The organism is Aneurinibacillus tyrosinisolvens (assembly GCF_001015055.1).
Lineage (GTDB): Bacteria > Bacillota > Bacilli > Aneurinibacillales > Aneurinibacillaceae > Aneurinibacillus_A > Aneurinibacillus_A tyrosinisolvens.
Map to the genome: position 1 here is coordinate 26,251 of NZ_BBWZ01000019.1, position 24,438 is coordinate 50,688.

The 24,438-nt window shown below is 42.1% G+C and carries 23 protein-coding genes; 20 read left to right on the forward strand and 3 right to left on the reverse strand.

The genetic code is table 11. The features are described from left to right. Positions 1-179 precede the first annotated feature (179 nt). The 3 genes from MBEAL2_RS16445 to MBEAL2_RS16455 are packed head-to-tail and all read right to left on the reverse strand — an operon-like array spanning position 180 to position 2,078. Positions 180-449, reverse strand: a complete 270-nt coding sequence (locus MBEAL2_RS16445; protein ID WP_047153365.1) for a hypothetical protein — start codon at positions 447-449, stop codon at positions 180-182. Between the two features lie 25 nt (positions 450-474). Further along, complete coding sequence (locus tag MBEAL2_RS16450) at positions 475-1,809, reverse strand: N-6 DNA methylase (protein ID WP_152667815.1); 1,335 nt, start codon at positions 1,807-1,809, stop codon at positions 475-477. Between the two features lie 53 nt (positions 1,810-1,862). Beyond that, a complete protein-coding gene (locus MBEAL2_RS16455; RefSeq protein WP_047153367.1) occupies positions 1,863-2,078 on the reverse strand; it encodes a hypothetical protein in 216 nt (71 codons plus the stop codon). A 411-nt stretch (positions 2,079-2,489) separates the two neighbouring features. Here MBEAL2_RS16455 and MBEAL2_RS16460 point away from each other — a divergent pair, with 411 nt between their 5' ends. The 20 genes from MBEAL2_RS16460 (at position 2,490) to MBEAL2_RS16555 (ending at position 24,323) form a co-directional block, all read left to right on the forward strand. Then, complete coding sequence (locus MBEAL2_RS16460) at positions 2,490-3,587, forward strand: beta clamp domain-containing protein (protein ID WP_047153368.1); 1,098 nt, start codon at positions 2,490-2,492, stop codon at positions 3,585-3,587. A 75-nt stretch (positions 3,588-3,662) separates the two neighbouring features. After that, entirely contained in the window at positions 3,663-5,540 is a 1,878-nt protein-coding gene (locus MBEAL2_RS16465) for an SNF2-related protein (protein WP_047153369.1), read from the forward strand. A gap of 724 nt (positions 5,541-6,264) precedes the next feature. After that, positions 6,265-8,127 carry a group II intron reverse transcriptase/maturase gene (ltrA, locus tag MBEAL2_RS16470; protein WP_047153370.1) on the forward strand — a complete coding sequence of 621 codons (1,863 nt, stop codon included), beginning with the start codon at positions 6,265-6,267 and terminating at the stop codon, positions 8,125-8,127. A 210-nt stretch (positions 8,128-8,337) separates the two neighbouring features. Then, positions 8,338-8,589 (forward strand): hypothetical protein, encoded by a 252-nt coding sequence (locus tag MBEAL2_RS16475; RefSeq protein ID WP_047153371.1) that lies wholly within the window; start codon positions 8,338-8,340, stop codon positions 8,587-8,589. Positions 8,590-8,608: 19 nt separating this feature from the next. After that, the gene (locus MBEAL2_RS16480) at positions 8,609-9,013 is read left to right on the forward strand and encodes a hypothetical protein (RefSeq protein WP_047153372.1); all 405 of its coding nucleotides are present in this window, start codon (positions 8,609-8,611) and stop codon (positions 9,011-9,013) included. A gap of 77 nt (positions 9,014-9,090) precedes the next feature. After that, on the forward strand, positions 9,091-9,840 hold the full coding sequence (locus MBEAL2_RS16485) for a hypothetical protein (RefSeq protein WP_047153373.1): 750 nt from the start codon (positions 9,091-9,093) through the stop codon (positions 9,838-9,840). 626 nt (positions 9,841-10,466) lie between these two features. Then, the gene (locus tag MBEAL2_RS16490; protein WP_047153374.1) at positions 10,467-10,775 is read left to right on the forward strand and encodes a hypothetical protein; all 309 of its coding nucleotides are present in this window, start codon (positions 10,467-10,469) and stop codon (positions 10,773-10,775) included. A gap of 24 nt (positions 10,776-10,799) precedes the next feature. Next, complete coding sequence (locus MBEAL2_RS16495; protein WP_047153375.1) at positions 10,800-11,942, forward strand: hypothetical protein; 1,143 nt, start codon at positions 10,800-10,802, stop codon at positions 11,940-11,942. Between the two features lie 340 nt (positions 11,943-12,282). Then, positions 12,283-12,681, forward strand: a complete 399-nt coding sequence (locus MBEAL2_RS16500) for a hypothetical protein (RefSeq protein ID WP_047153376.1) — start codon at positions 12,283-12,285, stop codon at positions 12,679-12,681. A gap of 221 nt (positions 12,682-12,902) precedes the next feature. After that, entirely contained in the window at positions 12,903-13,265 is a 363-nt protein-coding gene (locus tag MBEAL2_RS32415) for a hypothetical protein (protein ID WP_047153377.1), read from the forward strand. Positions 13,266-13,351: 86 nt separating this feature from the next. Further along, the gene (locus MBEAL2_RS16510) at positions 13,352-13,654 is read left to right on the forward strand and encodes a PrgI family mobile element protein (RefSeq protein ID WP_047153378.1); all 303 of its coding nucleotides are present in this window, start codon (positions 13,352-13,354) and stop codon (positions 13,652-13,654) included. A gap of 12 nt (positions 13,655-13,666) precedes the next feature. Next, positions 13,667-14,608 (forward strand): hypothetical protein, encoded by a 942-nt coding sequence (locus tag MBEAL2_RS16515; protein ID WP_047153379.1) that lies wholly within the window; start codon positions 13,667-13,669, stop codon positions 14,606-14,608. Next, the gene (locus MBEAL2_RS16520) at positions 14,556-16,664 is read left to right on the forward strand and encodes a VirB4 family type IV secretion system protein (RefSeq protein WP_047153380.1); all 2,109 of its coding nucleotides are present in this window, start codon (positions 14,556-14,558) and stop codon (positions 16,662-16,664) included. The genes MBEAL2_RS16515 and MBEAL2_RS16520 overlap by 53 nt, the downstream gene beginning before the upstream one ends. Further along, positions 16,664-17,647, forward strand: a complete 984-nt coding sequence (locus MBEAL2_RS33640; RefSeq protein WP_052947765.1) for a 3D domain-containing protein — start codon at positions 16,664-16,666, stop codon at positions 17,645-17,647. The genes MBEAL2_RS16520 and MBEAL2_RS33640 overlap by 1 nt, the downstream gene beginning before the upstream one ends. Positions 17,648-17,666: 19 nt before the next feature. Further along, positions 17,667-19,871 (forward strand): hypothetical protein, encoded by a 2,205-nt coding sequence (locus MBEAL2_RS16530; protein WP_047153381.1) that lies wholly within the window; start codon positions 17,667-17,669, stop codon positions 19,869-19,871. A 57-nt stretch (positions 19,872-19,928) separates the two neighbouring features. Beyond that, a complete protein-coding gene (locus tag MBEAL2_RS29370) occupies positions 19,929-21,473 on the forward strand; it encodes a M23 family metallopeptidase (protein ID WP_052947766.1) in 1,545 nt (514 codons plus the stop codon). A 14-nt stretch (positions 21,474-21,487) separates the two neighbouring features. Further along, on the forward strand, positions 21,488-21,967 hold the full coding sequence (locus MBEAL2_RS16540) for a hypothetical protein (RefSeq protein ID WP_047153382.1): 480 nt from the start codon (positions 21,488-21,490) through the stop codon (positions 21,965-21,967). Between the two features lie 138 nt (positions 21,968-22,105). Further along, positions 22,106-22,873: a hypothetical protein gene (locus MBEAL2_RS16545; RefSeq protein ID WP_047153383.1), complete on the forward strand. Its 768-nt coding sequence runs from the start codon at positions 22,106-22,108 to the stop codon at positions 22,871-22,873. A 231-nt stretch (positions 22,874-23,104) separates the two neighbouring features. After that, the gene (locus tag MBEAL2_RS16550) at positions 23,105-23,716 is read left to right on the forward strand and encodes a hypothetical protein (protein ID WP_047153384.1); all 612 of its coding nucleotides are present in this window, start codon (positions 23,105-23,107) and stop codon (positions 23,714-23,716) included. Positions 23,717-23,738: 22 nt separating this feature from the next. After that, positions 23,739-24,323, forward strand: coding sequence for a hypothetical protein (locus MBEAL2_RS16555; RefSeq protein ID WP_047153385.1), 585 nt, complete (start codon positions 23,739-23,741; stop codon positions 24,321-24,323). Positions 24,324-24,438: the final 115 nt, after the last annotated feature.

A 24,438-nucleotide genomic window follows, 5' to 3' on the forward strand; every position in this document is an offset into this window, starting at 1 on the left:
TTTTTAGCAAATTTCTCTAAGCCAAAATAGGTTTCAGGATATTAAATATTACTGCCCGTTAGTTGAGCAAAGAAACTCAGCAATGACGTTTAATAGAGCTAAAAAATAATAAAGTCATTTAAATAAATAATAAAGTCATTTAAAACTCCCCCTCATTACCAGGTAAGAGGGGAGTTTTGTTAAGTAAATTCTTTATTAATTGCATCAACTAAAATATCTATGGAAACATCATGCCCTCGCCATTGCGAGAAGTCGTATTTGAGAATGCTATCCGGCATCATGACCTTAAGAATATCCATATTGGCTACAATCTCTTCCCTGTGTTGCATATAGGTGGAAGCTGGTTTTACACTAACCTCAATACCGTTTCCTGAATGGATGATGTACACATGATCGTTATTTTCATTTGCTTGTTTTGCTGCGTTGACTAGTTTTTCTTTTGTTAGCATATGATTCACTCTACCTTAAGAACGCTTAAATAGCTAAGCGGAAGGTTCCAGTCTTTTCTTCCAGCTCGATTTGAATTTGAATCTGCTCTACCTTTGCTTCCGCTTGCTGTACCGCAACGGCGACCATTGGGTGCGGATCGATGTTAGCCTGACGCAAACGTTCCTCACGCTCCTCAAGAAATTTGGCGTTTTTCTTCTCCACTTCCGCAATCTGTTCTCGGGTAAATTTGGGAACCTTACCGAATGGAGGGTTAGCCAATCCCGAACAGAAACCCATATCTCTACAATAAGCTGCGGTGATCGCAAGTTTCGTTTCTTGCGAGAGAGTATTCCAATCTTTTTGCATCTCTTCTTCATACTTGAAAATGGCCCGTTTGGATAAATCGAGAGGACTGATATACACATCGACTATTTCACTGTTCTGTTCAAAAATGTGAACGGGTGCCCTAAATTCCCCGAGCAAAGCATCCCCGCAATAAAGGCGTGTATCTGTATCAAACTCAAAATATCGGTTCATACGCTGTTCCTCTTTTGAGTAGTGGAGTCCGAGAACTACGCTAGGCGTGTACAATAGCCAGGGTGCATACATGAACGCTTGAATACAGGCTCCTTTTATCATATAAGGGTTCAAATCTGTACCTGTCATATTCAAACTCTCCGAGTGAAGCAAGATACTTCCAACACCGCATGTAGGCTCATATACGCTTAACGTAGGGTCACTGTCACCCAATAAACGAACCATCAGAGAAGAGACATGAGAAGGAGTCGGGTAATACTCTAACCACCCGCTAAATCCATGCATACTAAGTAGATAGGAAAAGTAGTCTTTAGGTTCAATTAAAAGTACATCCATAGAGAATGTTTCAAACAAGCGAGTCCATAACCTCTCGGAAATATCCGGCTTTTTACTGAACCAGGCAATGCCAAGAGCATAACCTACCCACTCTAAGAAATTTTCAATGCCATATCCTTCTTGCTTGCAGGCTTCCACGCATTTCTCAAGCATTTTATAACCGATGGAGCCCAAAATGTTATTATCCAGTTTATTTTCAGGTGCAGGTTCTCCATTGTAATCGCCTTTTGCTAAAAGACTTAACCAGTAGTGCCAGCGACCGTTTGTCATGGTTTCTGCTTGAAGGGCAATCCCGCGCATCCAGCCAAAATAAGTGCTCTCTGCTGCACTGGCCGGAGGTTGGATATAAAGAGGCGTTTTTTCGATTTGTGCCATTTTCACATTACGCATGATTAATTCCTCTGGCGATAAAGATTGCAAGAAATTCATTTGTAGTTGTTGTTCTGGCGTCAGTTTTTTCTTTTTTCTCTTTTTTTCGTTTCTTTTTTCTAGCGTAGTAGCCGTCATTTTTCATTTCCCCTTGTCTCTTTATTTTTAATATCAAATGTCGTGTATTCGGTTCATTCATCCTCGAATTTTCGTATAGGATGATAGATATGAAGTTCATTGTCATCTGTTTCAATCCCTGATGGTGTGCATTCGTAGGATTCGTTTAAATGCATATTTAGGTGGGGGAGTCTCGTTACAGCAACATAGGTAGCATACGAACCCCTGTATTGAGCAGCCAAAAAGTATTCGTCCTTTTCCCCAATAAGCTTGTAGACCGGATAAGCCATATCATCCCCCCTGAATGTTGTTTGTGTTTTTATATTACATATATATAATAAAACAAATTAAGGGGATGGCGCAAAAAATTGAGAAGGTTTTCTAATCAGCCTAATTTATGGTTGATTTAAACCGCATTAGAAAGTAGAATATCCATATAGTATTTTTTTCATTTTTTATTTCTAATCCGTCAAGCGAGGGATTAGCCTTAGTGTTTTTATGACACCATTTTTTAATCGTTAACAACCCTTTGTTAAATACGCCCTTGTGGTGATAGTGTGAAATTTTTTATTTCCCATTGTCGCTGCAAGGGCTATTTTTATATATGCGCTCTTGTGTGACTTTTGTGGTCGCCTGGGGCGCTTTTTCAATTTTAAAGGCCAACCAACCAAACCAAATTACTTTAAGAGGAGAGATGTAAGATGTTGCAAATTCAATCGGATGTATTAATGGGTGTTGTGAATGTTATGGCGAAGAGTGCTCGTAAGGCTGCTCTTGGCGAACGTCTTTTGTTTATCAAAACGACCAAAGATCAAGTGAGCTTTTATTTTAACGGAACTGAAATTTCAGTTGAGAAACGTATTGATGCAAAAGTTTCAAAACAATTTGAGATTGCTACAACCGTTCCGGAGATTGAGAAAAAAGTTTCTGCACTTCCCAAAGATGAAACGATTGAGATTAGTCTTGAGAAATCAACGTTGGACATGAAGTGGGGAAGAGGATCTAAAATCAGCGTAGAGGTTGTGAAGGAAAAATCCCCTCTCATTGAAATTCCTGAGCTGGTGGAAACGGTCAGATGGGGTCCCAATGTGTTGCATGGTATTGCTCGCATGATGACTCCTTTCGCAGCTCCTTTCAACCCAGGGATGAAAAACCCTTCCATCGCAGGTCCAAACTTCCAAAAAGATGCTTTAACCGGCGAAGTTTTTGTACGAGCTACAGATGCTTACAAAGGTTTAACGATATCCGCTGGAAAAATGGATTGGTTTTCAGAGCAATGCACGATTGATACTGCTTCCTTAAATGCAGTAGCAGAAGTCATTGCTTCTGATGCTGAGGTGGAAGTGGGGATGAATGAAGAGAAATCCTTGTTTGTTTTCCGCGCAGGTAATACGACGGCGGTTGCTCAGGTCATTGTTGGTGCATTCCCGAATATTGACGGCATGTACAATACCAACACTAATTCCGCATGGCATTTTGATCGTCAGGAATTGTTGGAATTGTGCCGACGTGTAAAAAAATTAGCCGCAGTACGCCAGGCAAAGCTTGAAATTAGAATTATTGATGGTAAAGTACACGCGGTTATTCCAAAAGTGCTTAAGCAGCAATTGGGCGTGTCTGTAGATGGAACACCCGTTGAATTTGCTGTAAATGCGGAGTTTCTAGAGTTGGCTGCCAATGTATTTAGAACTGAAGATATTACGCTTCATGTTCCTAGCAATCAAAAGCCCCTTACATTAACGTCAGAAGAAGCGCCAAGCATTAAAGCCCTTGTTGCCCAAATGATGTTAAATGGCTAATAAAAATTAAAAATCTATTATGAGAGTGAGGTGTGCCTCCTGAGCTGATTCATTTCAGTTAGGGAGGCTTTTTCAATGAAAATTACTTATAACAGTCACAAGATTGTCTTTTCAGGAGAGGACTTATTAGAGCAAAGCTTACTGTCGGAATGCCTTGAGGCATCGAAAATCGATACCAAAAAGGGGCTTTCACTGCACCAGTACATTAAGGGTGAAAAGACATTCAAACAGGAAGTTGCTTTTACTGCTTTATCCGATTGGGGATTAGAGCCTTCTACGGGAGTAGAAAAGGTGAATGAAATGCTCATGGCATTCCAGCGTCGATATCGTATAGATGTACGGAGTGTTGAAGAGGTTATGACCACTCCCGAATACGCAAAAGCATTAGAGCGGATAGAGGATATGTTCGGTCAGCCTTTCGTTGATGGTTCCAGCATGTTTCCTTTTCAGAAAGAAGCGGGCGCAGTATTCCAAGTAAAGAAGAGAATGCTCCTGGCTTTTGAAATGGGACTTGGGAAAACGCGCACCAGCTTAGTTGCGATGCTGTCAGACCCAACATGTAAAAAAATCATTATTGTGACCATGAGCCGGAATGTCAATGACTGGCTAAGAGAGGTTGAGTTGCTAGGTTATAAAGATGATTGCATCGTTCTTGAGAAGCCAGGCGATTTACAATCAGACAAGAAAATTCATCTTGTGTCTTATGAAAAGTGGGCTGCGGATCGCATTACATTTAAGCATAAGGTACTTGAGACATGTCCTTGTTGTGGAATGAAATTGCGTCTGGATCCGAATGGTCATCGCATTAAAGGCTATTGTTCTCATACCAAGAGAAAATATAGTCCCATTGTGAATGAACGTTGGACGGAGGAAGATATGCCGGAGCATTGCCCGGACTGTAATCATCCCTGGAAAGGCACCTATCAGTGTCAGAATGTCGCAAGAAAAAGAGTGGGTGGTCATTTTATTAATGTGAAGTGTAATTATTCCGTGATAGAAAAGCGAAAAAAGCCGCTTTCTCATTATTATCATCACGGGTACACACACAGTTTAATAGATGAAGCCCATTATATTAAGAATTTGCAGAGTAAAAGAGCCCAATCGATTCTACGGATTACGGCTCCAAAACGACTTGCACTGTCCGGAACGCCAGCTGAGAATGGGGCGGACGATCTGTTCAGTATTTTGGCATGGCTCACAGGCTGTACCTCACGTTTTGAAGATCCTCTTGAAAATGGACCATTTCAAATGTATGGTCGCAAAGGGATTGAGCATTTCCGTGAACACTATAGCGGTGGGAAAAAGCGTCGTGTCCTTGATATTGATAGTGTTGAGCCTCGTGCGAGTAACCTTCAAGGTCTATGGGCTATCCTTGACTCCTTGATGATTCGAAAGAAACAAGCAGACAGGGAAGTAGCAAAATACTTACAAGTGCCGAAGCCAGAGCATCACCGAGTACATCTGCCACTGCATGCAGCTGAACGCGAGCTCTATGACAACCTGCTAGAAGCCTTTAAAGAGTGGTATGAGTTTGAATTAATCCGAAAGCAAGAAGCCGAAGATCGCGGGGATAGCTACCGTATTTCAACCATCGAAATCTGCACCTGGATGGACAAGTTGCGAAAAGCAGCAAGTTCACCGTGGCAGTTTGCCGAGTATGATGCGGCTAAAGGTGGAAATACGACCGCTAAACTTGATTACCTGCGAAGCAATGGTAGAAATCTTCTTATGAGTGGGCAGAAGTTTCTTGTATTTTCCGGTCATAAAAACACCGTGGAGGAGCTGAGCAAACTTCTGAATGGACTTTATCCTGGCAAAGAGGCGGTATTTATTCATGGCGGCGTTGCTATGAAAGACCGTTGGGAATTCATTCGTCGATTCCAAGACCCCAATGACCCGCTGTCTGTTATTGTTTTTTCACATAAGACCGGTGCCGGTACGCGTTGTTCCTAGACAACCCTCATAGAAATATGGGACAAAACTAGGGGGTTCCACAGAAATAGGAATCTAACTGTATGTTCGAATAGACAGGGGAAGCTCCTGTTAGAGATGAATGTTGGCATCTTATCCCTAAGCACTCCGACGTGCGCCATGTATTCGTAAACATGGGGTACGAGAGTTCGGTGAAGTCGCAGAAAACTAGACCTGAAAAGCGGTTAGGGAAGTATGCGGGGGGCTATAAAATTGCTATGCTTACAGAACGATTTTTCGTTGGAAGGAACTCTCGGATGTTAGGCTCGTAACGTTTGGGATACCGAATAACAAGGTATTCACCCATGAAAATGGGTTCAATCGCAGAGGTGGGTTTCTGCACGCTCACGCATCTGTACTAATCTCATAGAAGATCAGTGTCCTGCGTCCTCCAACAGTGGACAAAAGGATGGTTGACGGGTCATAGAGAGAAGCTAAGGCAATCATGTAAAGCTAAGAACATACGGAACAACGGAAGTCAGAAGAGAATGATAAGGGGTACGAAACCTGACGTCTCTAAACAGTAGGAAATGACTGTTGAATCTGAATGGCAGCAGCCCGTAGTAGTGATGAAGCAGGGTAATGCCTGCGGAGCGAAGGGGCATAGTCAGAATTTCAGAGTTAGGCATTCAATTTCTTTTCATGGAAGCCATTGAGCAAAACTGATTAAAGCCAATGGAATTGTCCTGTTAAGGAGGCGATGCCCATGGTCCAAGAACATGAAACCCTTACGAATGAATACCAACTAAGGTATACACTAGATTCTTTCTATCAAAGAACGAAAGTGGCAATGGAAGAAAACCAGATACCGAAATTCAAAAACCTACTGGAAATCATCCGATCAGAAGTAGTAATACTTACAGCCATTCACAACATTAAAGCCAATACTGGTAGCATAACAGCGGGCAGTGATGGGGAAACGATGCGGGAAAACATTCTGGAGAAAGACTACCCGGAAGTTATCTCACGCATACAAGAAGGGCTTGAGCATTACAAACCTAAACCAGTACGGAGAGTTTATATTCCCAAACAAAATAAAAGTGAAAAGCGACCTCTAGGAATCCCAACCGTTATTGACCGGATTATCCAAGAATGTGTCAGGATTGTTGTTGAACCTATCTGCGAAGCTCAGTTTTTCAACCATTCATACGGTTTTCGCCCTATGCGAAACGCTGATATGGCAATGGCAAGAGCAACAACAGTGGTGCTAAGAACCGGATACAGTTGGGTAGTTGAAGGCGATATAAAAGGATTCTTTGACAACGTAAACCATACCATCCTAATCAAAAGATTATGGCACATGGGGATACGTGATAGAAGAGTACTCATGGTAATAAAGGAGATGCTTAAAGCTGGAATAATGAATGAGATAAAGGTAAACCCCATAGGAACACCTCAAGGGGGCATCCTCTCGCCACTCCTAGCTAATGTATACCTAGATGCGCTAGACCAATGGATTACAAGGGAATATGAACAAAAGAAATTCACGAAGAAATATGGCAAAAGGAACCGACAACATCTTCTAAAGAAGAAAAAGTTCAAGCCCGCATACTTCATTAGATATGCAGATGATTGGATTCTAATTACGGATAGTGAACAAAATGCCCGTAAATGGAAATGCAGGATACAAAAGTATCTCAAAACCAATCTGAAACTGGAACTTTCAGAAGATAAAACTCTAATCACTAACATTAAGAAAAAGCCAATATGCTTCTTGGGTTTCGAGTATAAATCGGTACGAGGTCAGTCAGTAACAGGATGGATACCAAAAATAAGACCAAATAGGAAAAGGCTGAAAGAAAAAGTAAAGGAAATCCATAAAGTTATCCAACGCATTAGGAAGTTCAAGATGGATAATAAGAACGGACTCGTTCACGAAATCAATAGAATCAACTCTATGATTCGGGGAACAATCCAATACTATGAAACAGCTACTTGGGTCAATTTAGACTTAGCGAAATACGCACCAGTTCTTAAATATGCGGCGTACAAATCCCTAAAAAAGTTTGGAGGAGAATGGGGTCCGGCAAATGAAACATACAACCTGCCCTCAGTCCACAGCAATTACACCTCATATGTTGCTTTTATTACCTTCGAAAACATGAAAATCGGTATCACCGGTTTAGATTTCTGTAAATGGAAAAGGAGTGTAATAAAACAGCAAGAGGAATCTCCATTCTCACCCAAAGGAAGAGAATTATACAACAAGAGGATGAAGAAAAAGCCGTTACTAGCGAGAGCGGATGATTTGCTTTCACTGCACATGTCCAGTCTGATAGCAACCAAACGAGCAAGTAAGCTATATAACTTCGAATACTTCCTAAACAGGGCATACACGTATAACCGTGACAAAGGCAAATGTAAAGTGTGCGGTATAGAACCGGAAGCAAACGAGATACATTTTCATCACGTTGAACCAAAACTTCCTATAAGTCTTGTAAACAGAGTAAACAACCTGTCCACTGTCCATATCAGATGCCACAAAATGATTCACGATGGAAATGACTATAAACATATCGATAAAAAGATATGGAGTAAAATTCAAAAGTTTAGGGCGAAATTGAACTGACCTAACGAGAAATTTTGATGGAACGCCGTATGATGGGAAACCTTCACGTACGGTGTGAAGTGGGGGAAAAAGGTTCCTACGGGTAATGCTGAGGAATACCTTTACCTATCACTATAGAGCTACACACTGACCGAAGCGAAAGCCGTTTTCCTATTCGACCTTGAATTTAACGGCAAGCGTTTAGAGCAGTGCTACTCAAGAGCCGTTCGTATGGGCCAGAAGGACGTAGTAGATGTTCATTGGATGATGGGCCTCGATACCATCGATGTGAATCTGCATGGTTTGGTATTGTCCAAAATCAGCGGTGTAAACCTTGCTGTTGACCGTCAGGAATTGAATTTTGAAGAACTTGCGAAAGAATTTAAGGGTGCCGGAACAAGTGCTACGGCAGTCGATTATGAGAAATTCGCAAGTGAAATGTTATCTCGCGGTACGAAACGTTCTGAGATTCAGACTGCGTAGAGAGAGGGGATATTTTTCAATGATAAATTATAATGAATTCACTGGTGAAATCGTGATTGAGTGGCATGAAAAGAAGGACCAAAAGGCAGCTCCTATTTATCATAGCTTTAATCGGCTGCCGAGTATGGCACAGCTGCATCCTAAAGATCCTGCGAAAGTAATCCGTGCTCATTTTGAGGGTGCGATGCCAAGTTGGATGAAGGATTATGCGAAAGCCCATGACTATAAGTGTAATAGCACTCAATTAGATGGAAAGTTTGGATGGTGGATAGCCAACTGGAACGCTTATAAAAAAGGAGAAAAACCTTTTTCAGCTCCAACCATTAAGGGGGCTGTTCGTCAGTTGAGCCAGCACATTCCAAATGCTTATGCCGAAGGCAGGAACGGATTCTTGAGAACCTGGATAACATCGCTCGAAACTTAAGGAATTATCCCACGGCATTCATCCCGTTCGGTGTTTATTACCGGCCGGAGGAAGTCAAAGGAGAGCATGGTTGCCTATTGCTCGATGACATTATTCTGCAACAGGAAAGTAATGAATCTCCCGAAGATTATCGTTCGCGTATCTTGACGGACGGTAAATTGGATACCCTTATTTTTGAATTAAGCACGCCGCTTCCTGACCCTGAACCACAGGAGGAAATTGAAGAGGAAGCTGTTCAATCGAATAAGGAAGAGGATGAAATCCCACATCAGGATGAAATGAAAATCGAGGCGGAAGAAGGAATGCCAGAAGAATTTTTGCTTGATGACTTGGAAGAGTTACCTATGGCTGAATTCTCCTTTGATGAAATGCCAATGGAGGAATTTTCTTTCGGAGAAGAACTTCCTGCATCTAATTCATCAAGTGAAACGGTATTGGAGACTCAATCAGAAGAGCAAAATGCAGAGGCTTTTTCAATTGAAAATGAGGAAATGATTGTAGTAGAGATGGATAGCGAGAAAACTGCCGACCAGGTAGAGGACTTGCCTATCCAAAATGAGGAGATGGTCATTGAGGGTTCTGAAACCATCGAGCATGTCGACCTGACAGAGCAAGAGGCTGTAGGAGAAAACATGAAGATGGTTGAGGAAAAAGAAGAGGAAGTGGTTGAGGAAAAGCAAGCCACTCCTGAACCGGACCCAATCCCAGCCCCAACTACAAAAAAACCAACCAGTTCTCGTAAAAATGGCAAAAACAATGCTATTTTTGGAGAAGCGAAGGCAGCAGGAAATAAATCTGTTTCCGCTGATCAATTTTCATTATTTTAGTTCAAAGAGACGCTTTCGCCTGTATTTGCGGAGCGTCTTTTTTATTACTACGAGGAGGGATAATATGCGGTTTCTATGGTATCTAATGAATATCAAGCGTTTATTACATCATCCGTATGGGAAATTCTATTTTTTTCTAAGAAAGTTTAAATTTTGGTATTGTGAGGACTGCCGGAAACTTCATCCTCCATCAGAGCCTATTTATACGGTTCGGGACCATGATTTTGTTTGTAATCGGAAGTAACCAAACATGAGAATCTAAGGAAAAAACGGAATGAAAGCAGGTTATGGCTTTGGGATAACCCTCTCATTCAGTTACACATCATAACTATTGTTGTTAGCATTGGAACATGGTATGATGAATATATATTTTATTTTCATTTTTATTATCTCTCCATTCTCAAGCGAGAAAGGAGCCTTATGGTAAATTTTTTAACTTAGGGAGCTTTCCCCATTCTAATAATGACTTTGATGTAGAATCCTTAGTGTACTTTTTAATGACTAAGGTTATTTTTATTTTCAAAACGCCTGTTGGCGGAGTATGTCTTTTTGACACTCCTGCTGACAGGCGTTTTTTTATATACAGCCATACATAAACATCACTTTACTTTAAAGGAGAATGACAAATGGTTTACAAGAGCCCACAAATTACTGCTGACATTTTAGAAAATATTGCAAAATCCGTTAATTCCAACTCGCTGTATGAGGGATTAACAGTAGAGCAGCAAGAGTATATGCAAATGTTATTAAGAAACAAAGACATTCGCGCTTTGCCAATTGATAAAGTACGTAAAATCGCCATTGCAAAAGCAAAAAGCGAGAGAAGAAAAGACATACTCACGGTGCTTAAATTCGGGGGTACTCTTTTGCTCACTAGCGTTATGTTCTATGCCTTAATTTTTTTTGGAAGTGCTGTAATAGCGTTGACTAAATAACCTTTTTGGGAGGCATTTTTTCACATGAGACTATGGAAAGTGTTAATCATCATGGCCGCATTTATGATTATGCTGCCGATTTCAATTAATCTGCTTTTCTATACACGGTTGAGCATGGAGTTAAACATTGGACGTTTTTCATTAGGTGGGTTTGCTGTATTGGTATACCTAGCTATCCCTGGTTTTGTTGGAATGATCGCAGGATTATGCGCGGCATTGGGTGATAGAACACCCTCTCCCCATCAAGTGCATGCCACAGGTCAAACCTTTAGGTATGGTCGTCGTCGTCAATTGGAACTTGAAATGGCACAGGAAGCACAACAAGCATCTAACCATTCACCAGCTCCAATTGCTGCTGCATCCGTACCGGTTCAACCAGCGATAGAAGAACCTGCACAACCGACTTTAACGATTGTTCCTGAACCCATGCCGTCTCAAATCGTAACTAAACCAACGGAATCAATCGTTGCAGAAGCGAATACAGAAGAAGAGCAGACTGAGGGAACCGCAGAATTCGATGCCATGGTAGACGAATTACTAACCAATCACCTTGCCGAAGAGGAACAATATAGCACGAGCGAACCGGGCGAGGATATGACAGAAGCACTTGCCAGCTTGATTAAGGCGGTAAGCCAGGATGAATCAAATTCACAAGAATGGACGCCTTCATTGAGCTCCAATGAACTTGACAGAGGTTTCGATGAAATGTTAGCTAATGAATCCCAATGGACAGCATCAATCAATCCAGAGGAAATCGAGAACGGTTTTCATGACTTGTTAGCAAATGAACCAGACAACACACCGTCTCATTTTTCGGGCGAGAACGAAAATGAGTTTTTCAATTCAGGTATCCCTTTCCATGAGCACCACATTATTACGCAGCGTTATGGAGAGGAAATTGCCAGCAAAATAACAACCACACCGGAACTCGGCCCACGACAATTTCACGATGTTATGCTCGTTGAAATCGTGGATGGGGAAATCGAATACGGTGGAAAACGAACAAGATTAACCGGAAATGTCCCTTGCGAAAATGGTGTATCCCTTATCAGAGGGCAATTTGTCAGCGGAGACACCTTTCGGATTTTTTCTTGGGAAACGGTAGAGGCAGTAAAAGGAGCAGCTGGTATGTTCGATAGTGAGAAACAATATACAGCAATTATGTAGGACTAAAGGTAAGGGATAGAGAAATAAACTTATATTTTCTCTTTCCTTCCCTATTATTTTATCCCATTATGCGTCGTTTAGATTATTCGTTTGGGCATAAAATCATAGGGAAGGGCGGAGTTAATAGTTTCATAGTAGGTATTATTTTGAAAAATTTCAGTGAAACAAGTTGTTTAAACAGGTAAAATAATGTACTATAATAACTATTACTGATGCATTAATGAAATTTTCATGTTTTTTGACAATGATATTTTCATATAATTAGTGCCACCTGCCTATGAAATCTGCCCTTGATTATTTTTGGAATTATTATATAGGTCCAACGGGGAGGAAATTTTACATGAGTAACACTGGTAACAAAAAAAATGAGCTTAACAAAACTTTAATCAACGAAGTCAAACAAAAACTGCTCGACAGCTCTTTTGAAATGGAAAAGAAGCCCGAAGGGACCATTCACTTCTTTGTTCGTAATGGTCTTGTGCAAATGCGTTATGAAGAAGAGGAAATTAATATTGTTCAACAAGGCCAGGTAAACGAGCAGCCTGAACTACAACGGGTAGGGGTATCTTTGAAAGGTGTAAGTAACTTGATCCGTTTGGTAGGGAATGCTTTAGGGAGCGTTAAGCATAAGATTGATTACGGCGATATCATTATTAACTATTCCGTTCAAGAGGACGGGACCAACTTTGATAATGTAACCGCCAAAATCGTTCGTCATTACCATTACGCAAGGCAGTAAGGATATTATTGACAACTTAGCCATTTAGAAGCATAATGAATCTATCAAATTGCATTTAGCAATAACTACATAGAATTATGACAAGAGGAAGCACCTCGACATTTGGGCATTAACGCCCTGATTTCGTGTGCTTCCTTTTTTTGTTCATTTTTAAAGGGGGTGATGCGCGCAAGAAGCCGTACATGAGGATTGCTTACAACAAATCCGAAAGGGGAAATTGTATGAGCTTCATTAAAAAAGCAGCAGCAACAGTTAGTGCATCAGTAGCAACATTGGGTTTTTACGCTGGGCAGGCGTTCGCAGGTGGTACAGGAATTACAGTAGGAAAAGAAGTTTTTAACGATACATCGAATAACCCTATTCATGATAAGGGTGTACAGATTATCAAAATGGTTGGTGGAGTTGGCGGTATCGCTTTTACACTTGCGATTATGGTTATTGCTTTGTTCATCATTTTTGGTTCGATTTCACCACAGAAACGGGGAACATTCTGGGTCGCTCTCATTTCTTGTATTGCGGGTGCATTTGTGTTCTTCGGAGCTTTTGGATTTGCCGAAGGAATCATGAGCTTGGCAACTACCTAAAGCCAGTAGGCAGCAAAAGTAAAAGAGTGGTTAACTACCACTCTTTTATACAATGACCTGACAGTAAAACGAAATGAGGTGAAAGTATGGAAATTGTCGTTCCAATTGATATTACCGCAGAAGAAAAGGAAATCCTGGCGATTTTCAGTAAACGACAGTTTATGCTCGTTTTTCCAACGGGTGTCTTGTCTCTCATTTTTCTTCTCTACGGTAACATTCCCTTCCTACCTACCGTTCCCGACATGATTTTACGTGGATTGATTTCGTTTCTTGCTTTGGGGATTGCACTTTTGCTTGCATATTTCAAAGTAGATAAATACGAGCAATATGCAAGTGAATATGTCGTCACCCAACTCAAATTCTGGCGATCTCAGAAAACGTACTATTAGGAGGCAGAAGGATTGTCTATTTTTGATTTTATTATCTATTTCACGATGGGAACGTTTGGCGTTACTCTAATTTTTCTCTTCTATGCGAAAAAGAGAATGGACAATAACGAGCCCATTTTCGGATGGCAGAGAAAGCAATATCTAGAGGAGCAGGGAATGAAATCTCCTGCTGCCAACGATAAGGATAAGAAAAAGAAGAAGAAAAAGAAGAAAAACGACAATGTAATGACACTGGCCGATTTAGTAGGAATTCAAGACGTTCGACACGGGATTTTTGAGAAGGACAAAAATGAGTACTGTGTTATTATCAGCACGGATTCAGTAAACTTTGACCTTCTTAACGAATCCGCCCAAAGCTCCATTATTCTAGGCTATCAAAGTTTGTTTAAGGTTATCCGGTTTCCGGTTCAACTTCTTGCCCAGGCGGTTCGCCAGGATTTACGCAAAGAAGAAAAGCGGTTTATGGCGAACCTTGAGAGCTGTAACGACCAGACAACAGACTATAACACGAAAGTAATTCGTTACATCAAGTCTCGAAGTGAAAATGAATTCCGTATTGCCCTTCGGATTTACTATGTCATCTCGTATACGTATGAGGTTAGCCGTATGGCGAAATTAACACCGGAGCAGAAGGAAAGAAAAATCGCTCAAGAGTTATGGATGCGTGCGAGTACCGTTATGAAAATGTTAAAACGTGCCCGGCTTGAATCTAACCTTCTTGACAGCCTTCATGCGATGGAAGTCATGAAGCGAGCCTTGAACCGTGATCGTATGCTTGTCAATCCGATTGAAAGTCTGGTTGAGGACGGACGTGAGAAAAACTTTCCTTTTATTACGGCGGACGCAACAACGTTGCCAGGTTATGAGGATCTTGTTAGCTCTGTAGAGGAGGTGCGAAAACTTGTTGAAGAAACTAAAGGCATGGAAAAAATCTTCGGGGAAGAAGCAATCTGAGAACGAGCTTGATTTTGAATCTCTAGGAGAACTTGAGATGGAGGCATCGGAAAAAGTAGAGGATGACATCGATCATCAAAAGACCGGCTACCCAAGTTTGGTAGAAAACATGTTGAATGACGGTATCACTTTTCATAATGATCACTTTGTCATTCAGACAGGGCTGGGAAACATCAAGTACGGTCGCTCCTTTTTCTTTAAGCCATCGGGTTATCCTCGGACAGTTCGTGTCGGTTGGATTGAGGGGATGTTGACCGGTGAAGATATGGATGTATCGGTACATATCAATCCCATCGACAGAAACTCGGCCATCAAAAAGCTACAGGACAAGATTGACGAATTAGATACCGTTATCCATAGTGCCTACAAGAGAGGCGATCAGGGCAAGTATGAAGATGCTGCTCAAAAGAAGGAAGATACAAAATTCTTACAGCGGAATATTAAAAATAACCGCAATGGTCTGTACTACGTCAGCATTCACGGAACTATTTTCGCTAATTCCCTTGAGGAATTAAATGAAAAATGCGTGGATTTAGAAGGTACAATGGGTGGCGAATCCATTGAGTTGATTAGTGCTTACGGCAGACAAAAGGAAGGATTCCTTTCCACGCTGCCACTGGGCAAAAATCATTTAACCAAGTCTGAAAGAAACCTTGACCAACTATCTTTGACAGCCATCTTCCCGCACAGCTCGTCGAAGCTCAACCATACAGGCGGAATGCCGATTGGTGTGTATGACAGAGAATACGTGTATTTCAATCAATTTGATAAAAAATTGAATAATTACTCAATGGGTATATTCGGGGAATCCGGAGCGGGAAAAGGGGTATTCGTCAAACAAATTATTGGCCGCGGACCGATGGATGGAATAAAAAAGCACATTATCATAGACGTGGAGCCAGAGTATATTGCTTTAACGGAAGCTCTAGGTGGGGTAGTAATCCCGCTTACCGCAAATAAAGACCCGAATGCCAACCGAATTAACCCGCTCGATATCTACCCGGAAAAAGAAGTCAAAAATAAGGGAAGAGAAAACGAGTATATCGTAGAAAAAATAAATATTAACGACAAAATTAAGGAAGTTTTAGAATTTTTCAAGGTAATGAAAGAGTCATGTCATCCAACCTCTAAAGGGTTAACGCCGATTGAGATTGGCGTGCTGAATGACATTTTAGAAGTTTTGTATGCGGAGAAAGGTGTAACTGAAAATCCGGACTCCATCTGGCAGCAGATTGAAGATATTGATAATAAGGGAAAAATTACTTGGAAAAAAGCTTATACAGAGATGCCTACTATTACGGACGTATATAATCGTCTGGTGGAAGAGATTGAAGGCGGATATAAGGAATTACAAGAAATCACCAATGTTGTCAAACTGTTTACCAAGGGAAAAGCTTTCGGTCTTTTTGACGGTCAGACCCGTATTCAGTCCACCACAGGATTGTCTCTTGAAGAAGCTCCCATTGTTACATTTGACATTAGTAAACTGTCAGCCAACGGGATTGAGCGCCCACTTACTCAGCACGTACTGATGACGTATATTTGGGAAAGATTTGTTAAATCTGATCCGAAAAGTAAAAAAAGGATAATTTTAGATGAAGCCTGGATGATGCTAAAGTACAAGGCGATGCTCGAATTCTTACAGTTGCTCAGCGCGCGTGGGAGAAAATGGAACGTATCTCTTACTCTTGTATCTCAGCGATATGAAATGTTCCATCGAATCCAAGAAGCGAAGGATGTTTTGGCCCAGTTCAACACTGTTGCCTTTATGAAACAATCCGACGAGGATATAGAGCCCATACTCGAAACCTTCAAATTTTCGCAAGAAGTCGGTGAAATGATTCGTACCGCGGACACGGGCGACGTCATTATGAAGGCGGGTAAAGAAATTGTTGCCTTCCGTTCTGAGCCGACGCCGGATGAATGGCCGTATCTGAATACAAACCAAAATATTGATATGTCAAAACCGGAGAATCGACGTACCCGTAAGGACGAACTCCAATTTCTTGAAGAAGAAGTGGAGTATGACGAACTTTATGGGGATGGGGTTGCCTAATGAAAAAAAGCTACCTTGCCGTGTTTAGCTTTTTACTCGTACTGATTGTGTCATTGCCAGTATTCTCGCCTGGTAAAGCATTTGCAATTATCGTACCTGGTACAACACCTACTCTGTCCAACGCTAGTGATACTGGATTTTCGTATCAAAAGACAACCCCGGTGCAAAAGGGAACATTCCGAGTTACAGCGTATAGTAACGGGATTACAGAAACAGGAAAAAAACCAGGGGATGCAGGTTATGGCGTAACCGCTTCGGGAACAACAGCTACTTCAAACCGAACTATTGCGGTTGATCCATCAGTAATACCATTAGGATCTGTTGTGCAGATTGAGGGTTACTCAGGATATTTTATAGCGGAGGACACAGGTAGCGCAATCAAAGGGAATGACATTGATATGTTCTATGCTAATCCAGCTGACACAAAGAATTATCCTAACCCTCAAGCTAAAGTAACGATTGTTGGTACGGTTGACTTAAAAACGTTGGGCGGGACCGTGACCGGAAATGGTACAGTCGGTGGAGGAGCTGGCGGTGTTAAAGAGGCAAAGGAAGGCGAAGTTGTAACCACAGAATTTCGTCAGCAAATCCAACAAACGAAAGAGAATTCAAGCATCCTCGAAAAGTTTTTAGTAGGACAAGCAGAAAACCTCTTTAATATTGGTGGAATTAACTCTTTGCAAAACTTAGTGTTTGGGGATCCGTATAAAGTTTGGCTTGATGATGAAAAAGAGCCCATGTTATATGCGCTGTTCTCCCAAACAGAGTTTGACAAAATCATTAAACCGATGTGTTCGCTATTCATGGGAGCCTATGCCGTATTTGTTGTTCTGGCTATTATGCTATCCGCGTTGAAACTAGGGGTTGGAGCTCTTCGACCACAGGCTCGGGCAGACTTTTGGCAAGACATTAATATGTGGGTCCTATCTGCGTTTTTTTGTTTCCACGTTCCTATGGTTTTCAGAAATTCTATTCGGATTTAACGAGGGAATTGTTAATGGAATGAAAAACGTGATTACCCAACAGGGCGGGGATGTAAAAGGCGTTTCTATTATTGCCTTTGCCCAGGGGTTCTCTATCGGAGATATCTTCGTATTTTTAGGGGAATGGATTCTTGCCCTCTATATGAATATTATCTACGTTGCCAGAAAAATCGTGATCATGTTTTTAATGGTGCTTGCGCCAGTTGCCGCTATCTCCCTTCTTTACGCTAAAACACGATTCTTTTTTGGTGTTTGGTTTAAAGAGTATGTCGGAAATATCTTTCTACAGTCCGTTCATGCCATTGTTCTTGGTGTATTTGCCTTAATCGCTGCGAATACAGGAGCAGGGATGATTTTCAAGTTGGGCATGCTGATTATGTTTGTTCCAGTGTCAGGCTTACTTTCTAAGTGGCTGAATATGGGAGATTCCTCTTCCATGCTGGGTCGAACAGCTGCTATGACAGGTTTAGGTTCTATCGCCTCCTTAGCCATGATGGCAAAGGGAATGAATGACCTGAGAAAAGGCGGTACAGGAAGAGTTGGCGGTTCCGGTGGAGGCACTGGTACTAATAGTGATGGTAGTGACTTAGCGAGCGATTCCGGAACAACAGGATTAACTTCTCTGATGACAGGCGGAAACTCTGCTGGTTGGGGTAGGCTCAAGCGAATGAGCGGAATGATTGGTATGGGTACAGGAGCCCTTGCCGGTTCTGTTCTCGGCCCAATGGGTGCTGCGGTAGGCGGAGGTATCGGTAAAAAAGTCGGTGAACTAGCCCCTCAATTAGCTCGTCAGGTAGCAGTGGGTGGAGTGACGGGAGCGATGGATGCCTTTCAGGGGATCCGTAATTTGCCAAACCGCGCACAAAATCCAACAGGAAATGTGATTTCAGATACCTTATCCGGTGCGAAAGAAGCCTGGAATGATTTATCTCTACGACGAGAAACTGCGGGTAGAGTGGGTGAATTGGTCGGCGGTATGGTTGGTTTGGGTTCGCAAGGGCGTGCTCTCGGACAGATGATGTCGGGTGTTAGTCGGGAACGAATCATGGATCAGGAATACGGAAACCGCGATTTACAAGATTACGCTTCAAAGTATCCAGGCTCCAATGTTCAATGGAGACAGAATAGCAATGGTTCTGCTTTTTACCGTCAAGATACAGACGGAAACTGGCAACAGATAAGCCCAACGGGTGCAGCAGACTCATCTCTGAAAAATGGCGAGGAACGACGGATTGATTATCAATTCAATAATCGTTCGCCGTGGATTCGTCAAGAAAACGGCTCCTATACATTAGGTACAACTAATCCAAGTTTCTCCCCTGGTGCACGCGCACAAGGCATTGGTACAAATGCTTATGGTGGAGCCGGTTCCGTTGCTCGTACAGCTGGTACGGTCATGAATTCAGCAGGTGCCGCAGGTAATACAATGGGCACAGTTGCCAGCATGACAGGCGCCACTAACGCCGCAGTGGAGAACATTGCTGAACAGATTTTGAGCGGGACAGCACAGGTAGCAAGCACATCACATGCACCAGATATAAATGTTGGCTCTCAAAATCCATTACAAGCTTCTACTCCAACGGTCGGCAGCCAGTCAGCAACAGTGGCAACACCAGGAGCAACACCGTCTATGACGGGAGCATCACCAGCACCAACTTCGGTAAATCCGGCAGACGGTGGTTCGTTAGCCCATGTCGCAGGCTCGAATCCTACAGTTAATCCATCTTCAACTACAGTAGGAGTGAATTCTAGTCCTTCCCCAGTACTGGTAGCGGGAACAGGAGAAACAGGTTCGGCAAGTCCAATTCCTTCGGGACCATCTCCTTCTGCTTCTTCATCTGCACCTCCTGTATCATCGGGTGTGCCACATGCGCCAGCGGGAACAGTTGGAGAAATCGTGAGTCACCATGTACAAGGACAATCAACTCCTGTTTATGATACACGCCAGGTAGTAGGGCTTGCAGGTTCAACAGCTCAACTTGCCCGAACTTCGGGAGCTTATGTGGTCGGTGCAGACGGACAGCAGTTTGATGATCGACGCATCAATCCAGCTTCTATCAATCCAGATGCTTACTTTGCTAATAACACGCAAGGACGAGGCGACCAACGTTCAGGACAAGATAGAATGGCTGATGTAGTGCATTCTGTTGGTGTCGGTACAGCACAGGCATGGACACGTTCTACTGCCTTAGTAAGACCAAATAGGCATCGTGGTGTGGTTTAAGAGGGGGAGGTCACACCTCCTCCTTTTTTTGTAACAGAAAGTTGAGGTGAATACCCTATGTCTTTATATGATGACCAAAATTCACAAGATATCGGGAAACAAGCAGCAGATGACATGAAACGCCACGGGAAGAGAGCTGGACGTTTAGGTTTAAAAGCACTTCGAAGTAAACTAGGGAAGAAATTTGCAAAGTTAGTCGCTTCTCTTCTTAAAACAATCATTACTAAACTGGTAGGCATTCTTGTCTCATTTTTAGGGGTATATGGCACGATTATTCTCATTGCTGCTTTAACTTTCCTGGCTATACTTTCTAGTATCCCGGGGGCCGACTGGTATCTTGATGATACATCCAGATCGGCTGAGCAAGTCGCAATGGATAAAGCATACGAGGACTCTTACCGCGACCAAGCAGATTCAAGCGTGGAGGAAATCGGACCCATCCGTTCGGACTTTGACTGGAAACAAGATTTTACGAGAATCGTAAAGCCGAGCTGGGCCATCGGCGTTTCTATTGCCCGTTATAAAATGGTAACAAATTTGGACGGGAAACCGGAATACCCAGACGCAGCGGCGTTATACGCTGCCCTTAAGCCAAAATTTAGTTATACGACCATATCAGATGATGTGGAAAGATGGAAAACCGTTGTGGTTTGTTGCCCGCCAAACGGAGGTAAATGCACAACGACCATTACATACAAAACCAAGCCTCGTCCAGCTCACAAAGTACTGACCAATGTATGGACTGGTTATGGAGATGTACCAGTTAAACCATTAAAGAAATATTGGCTAGGAACTGAAAACGAAGATCAAATACAAAACAATGAGGGTAGCACAAATAAGGAATCCTATCGCAAAATTTCAGAAACATCGAGCGAAAATTGTACAACAACCGTCTGGTATCAATATGAAAATACGGAAGTGAATGACCTGGCATCACCAGATTTAAAAGAAGATCCTCCACGTATAGCCAACATTCTGATAGCGAATGGGGTCAAAGAAGCAGATGTGCCGGTCATCTATCAATGGACTGCCGCTGCCGATCCTCTTGACAGCAGTATGAAATTCTTTGCGGGTAACTTTGCAGGTGTGAATCTAAATGATTCGTACACCAATTATGATAACTGGGATATGGGCGATATTCCTCAGCAGGATGCAGTGAACGGGTGGGTATGGCCGATGCCAGATTCCATTGGCAGGTTGAATTCTCCTTTTGGTATGCGTTGGGGAAAATTGCACGCGGGAATTGATACAGGTGGAAAAAATTATAAAGGCAAATCTGTAGTGGCTGCTAGAGATGGCGTCGTCTTTTACATCTATTATTCCAATAGTTATGGAAATATGGTGATGATTCAGCACGATAACGGACTTCAAACGAGATATGCACATTTAATGGACGGCTCGATTATGGTTCATGAAGGAGAAAAAGTAACCGCTGGAACCGTGATTGCAAGGGAAGGGAATTCAGGTAAAGACGCTAAGGGAAATCCCCACGCTTGGCATCTACATTTCGAAGTTGTCAAAGCTGGCAAATTTGATAGAACACCAGCAGCAAGCTCACACCCCGTAAATCCACTTCTTTATATTGGTGGGGCAGCTAGGTAGAAAGGAGAAAAATTATGGTAAAGTTTACCTCATTGTTTGAGCAATTTCTTCGTCTATTGCAATTGGTCGGAATTCCGCTTATGGGTTCGTTGTTTTTGATAGGATTGCTTTTGCTCCTGACATCGGGCAAAAATCCGAAGCGGAAGCGGGCAGGTTTCGTCATGACGATTTTCTTCTTCTTCGGCACTCTAGCAGTTGCTTATGTGCCAGCTCTTGTTTATACCTATCAAACCGAAACGCCTCTATACGTGGCTGAACATAAAACGGTTAACGATATGGTTGGTGGTTCTACTACCATAGGGAATTCTTTGTTTAAGGCTATTTGGTATCTAGCTGTACCAGTATGTGCCACGATTGCTTACGTTGGGTTAGTAATTCGTTTTGAAACAGCCAAAAATCCTCAACGCGCAAGAATCGGTTTGGGACTCATCATGTTCTCTCCGCTGGTTCTTGGAGTAGCCTATTTTGTTCCTTCCTTGCTCTCCTATTTATAAGGGCGAGTAAGAATATGCCAGGGTAAAACCGGCGGGATCCACCCGCCGGATTATTTATCACATAGATATACATTATTTTAAAAATTGAGGGGGATCGTCTTTACGAAGAAGGGGCTGCACAAGGCTTTAGCATTATCCATGATTTTAGGGTTAAGCACGACATTCATTACTTCTCAAGCTTCAGCACAAACGGTTTTCGGCGTTGAATGGGATGAAAACTATAAGTGGGGTGACTTGCAATATAATGGCGGCACCATTACTCCGATACAATCCGAACCGCAATATACGCCTGTAGAAGAAATGGTTCAGGAGGATGTAACGCCAGAAGAGAGGGTTGTTGATTTTGGCATTCACGAGGCAAAGGTAGTGGAGTATCTGACAAATGTAACCTTACGAACCATCACTGATGTTCGGTTAAGTGGAAAGTTCGCCAATTTCAAAGCTGGGTTTGCTCGTACCATTGCTGCTGAACGCGCCTACCTGGACCGTGTTTTGAACAATGAGCAAAAGGGAAATCTCACCGAAATGGTAACGGATATCCAATCTAATACGGATGTTAATAGTCCGGAAGTAAAAGCGTTGTTCAATGATAGAAACTTTATTGTGTTTAAGAAGAATAATGTGTATTCTCTTGTTCAAGCCCGTTCTGTAAATAGGATGACGTATGTAAATTTCATTGATTTAGGAACAACCATTGTAAAATTCCCGAATTACAGCGTGGATGCCAAGAAAAAGACGATAAGCTTTGTGTATAACAAACAAAAGAAGGTTATCCCTTTTGTATTAATTAATGATACTGCCCCGCAATCCCGATATGTAAAGCTCGTTGATGTACAGAAAGCGGTTGGTTTGAAGGTTCAGGTCAATAAAAACAACGATAGAGAATATATCGTTTTGTCTAAGTAATACGTCTAATTTATTTAATGAAAGAGGGTTTTGCAGCTGTTTAGCTGTAAAGCTCTTTTTTCTTTATATAAACCTGTCCAGGATGTGTGTAACTGAGGGTTTTCATGATATACTACCCACATCTAGTAACAATTTCCTATATATGGTACTAATTATGGAAAAATATTCTGAAACCCTATTGTGTTTTTAAAATACATGTATTAAAATAAACACTCAAGAGGAGGGATTGCTTTGGATCACAACGAAAAGCAACGGTTGTTCAAAGAAATCATAGAGAAATTAAAGGAACCGTTCCCGCCTGGCACAGTGGAATTCAGAGATTCTAAAGCCGCAGCTAAGGGAAGCGGTGCTTATATACGAGTTCAGCCCTATATTCATAAGTTAAATGAAGAAGCTGGTTTATATTGGTCATGGAAGGATGGAAAGACAGAGATTTATCATGAAGATGACATGGTTCAATACACCGGTATTTTACGAATTTTAGATGCTGAACGAGAAGGCATTGGATTTAGCAAACTTCAACGTTATAACGATACGGGAAAAATCGCTAATCTCAAGGAAGCTATTAAATCGGCTCGATCAGATGCTCTACGTGACGCAGCAGATCATTTTGAGATGGGATGGCGGGACTTAGCTCCCTATCGAGAATGGGCGTCTAATCCAGGTTCAGGATTGGATGGTTATTCGAAACCTAATAACAATAGCCACACTTCTACTAAAAGTGAACTGATTTGCATGAAGTGTCGTATACCTTTACAGGAAAAAGATTTAGAGCTCAAGAAGCAATATCGGCTCACCTATAATTATTGCGAAGTACATATACCACCTCACCTCAGAAAATAGAAGATAGAATAGGATGATATAAATGAAGATGACAAAACAACCCAAAAAGGCATTAATTCCTACGTGCTCTTTATGCAGTAATTTTGATCCGCTCCGCTCCGTATGCAAGTTGAATGATGAGCAACGGCAGGGACCCTCCTCAGAATTTGCAAAGACATGTAAGGAGAACGGAGACTTTATTCGCTATCTCTATGTTCTTCCGGATACCTTTAATTATTATGAACAAGATGAATTGGTACCGTCTGGTTGGCAGTATGATTTATCGAAAGTACCAAATGATCCGGTGAATCAACTCCCCATGATTGTTTATACAAGAAGAGGAGCTGAACGGCCGGTGCCTGCTAATGAGTCAGCGGTGCTTCGCACGCATCCTGCTTTTGGCGTACCCCTTGCACTCACGTATCAAGGGCAGCGAGAATTGATTTTCTTATATGGCGTGGATAATGCTAAACGGGAAGCTGACAAGGTGAACGTGGAACTAACTGTTCTGCCACAGGAAGAAGGGTGGGAAGGTATCCAACCGCAAAGAAGTACATATGAAGCGCAGTATCGTGCGGAGCAAAGTGGCGCAACGCCCTGGCTAAGTGATGCCAATGAAGACTGGTAAGTTTCATGCATCTCTTCATAGGGAAAGGTTACTAGGTTGCTTGATACCAGCAAAGTTTTTTACTAAGCCCTTAAAGGCTAGTTGAAAATAAAAAATTACTATACTATATTGTTTT